We start from the raw sequence: 1,394 nt of genomic DNA, 5'->3' as shown, positions 1-1,394 counted from the left end.
CGCGCTGGGCCTCGGGCGCGCCGCCGGACCGGTCCAGGTAGCCGCCGATCACCGCCGCGGTGACGGCCGGGTCGAGCGTGCTGCCGCCCGAGGCCAGGGCGCGCACGGACTGGATGAGGCGCTCCGGTTCGGCGTCCTTGAGCAGGTAGCCGGCGGCGCCCAGCCGCAGGGCGGCGGCCAGGTACTCGTCCGCGTCGAAGGTGGTGAGCATGGAGACCACCGGGCGCGGGCGGTCGCCGTAGGCCGTCCGGAGGCCGCGCAGCACGGCCAGGCCGTCCGTCTCGGGCATCCGGATGTCGAGCAGGACGACGTCGGGCCGGGCGCGGGTGACGGTGGTGACCGCCTCGGGGCCCGAGCAGTCGGCGACCACCTCGATGTCCGGGGCGGTGCCCAGGATCATGCGCACCCCGGACCGGACCAGTTGCTCGTCGTCGACGACGACCACTCGAATCACGGTTTCTGCTCTCTCGGCTTCGCTCTGCTTCCGTCCCGGCACCGGACGTCTGTGCTTGCCCCCGCCGACCGGCGGGGGCAAGCACAGACGTCCGGCCGATCCCCTTGCACCGCCGCATCCGCGACAGTGGGGACATGCCTGGACGTTACGCCACCAGTGTTCCGCCGGCCCGGTGGCGAACCGCTCTGGGCACGGCGTTGACGGTGGCGTTCGCGCTGGTCTGCCTGGGGTTGGTGCCGCTGGTGCTGGTCAGTTCCGGGCACCGCGGCGGTGACGCCCGGGCCGGATCGACGGGCTTCGTGCCCGAGTACGGCAAGGCGGCGCGCGGGGACGCGGCGGACCGGTGGTTCCTGGTCGACCGCCGGCTGCTGGAAGGCGTCGCCGAGCGGCTGAACGACTCGTGGCAGCTGCCGGGCACGGTCAGGATGACGGGCCGCTCCTGCGACGGCACGGACGTGGCCTACGACCCGGAGCTGTCGCGGATCGACGTCTGCTACGCGTTCGTGTCCGAGATCCGCGAGCAGTTCGCCGAGGCCGGCGCGGGCCCGGCCACGGCGGAGAGAACGGTCGGGGTGCTCACCGAGACGCTGTACCACGAGGCCGGGCACGCGCTCATCGACGCACTGCGGTTGCCCTACACGGGCAGGGAGGAGGACGTGGCCGACCAGTTCGCCGCCTACAGCCTGATACCGCAGGGCGAGGCGGGCCGCGCGGCGATACGCGCCGCAGCCGAGAGCTACGAGTTGTACGCGGCGGCGGCGGATCCGGCCGAGGCGGACTTCGCGGACGAGCACGCGCACGACGCCGCCCGTGCCGTGAACTACCGCTCCTATCTCCACGGCTTTCTCCAGGGCGCGCCGCACGGCTCCGGGCCGCGGGCCCCGTCGTCCTCCGGGGCGGGTGACGGGCTCGACGCCGAGGTGCTGCCGGCGGCCCGGGC

At 74.1% G+C, this 1,394-nt stretch carries 2 protein-coding genes; one reads left to right on the top strand and one right to left on the bottom strand.

Annotation, left to right across the window (positions count from 1 at the left end):
• A partial coding sequence (locus ACYVE9_RS26925) for a response regulator (protein ID WP_461030504.1) occupies positions 1 to 454 on the bottom strand: 454 nt, incomplete at its 3' end.
• 134 nt (positions 455 to 588) lie between these two features.
• On the opposite strand from ACYVE9_RS26925, the gene ACYVE9_RS26920 reads away from it, so the two are divergent.
• A partial coding sequence (locus ACYVE9_RS26920; RefSeq protein WP_461030503.1) for a DUF4344 domain-containing metallopeptidase occupies positions 589 to 1,394 on the top strand: 806 nt, incomplete at its 3' end.

Source organism: Streptomyces sparsus (assembly GCF_054776295.1).
Note: the sequence above shows the minus strand (reverse complement) of the source record. Positions and strands in the feature narration are given on the sequence as shown.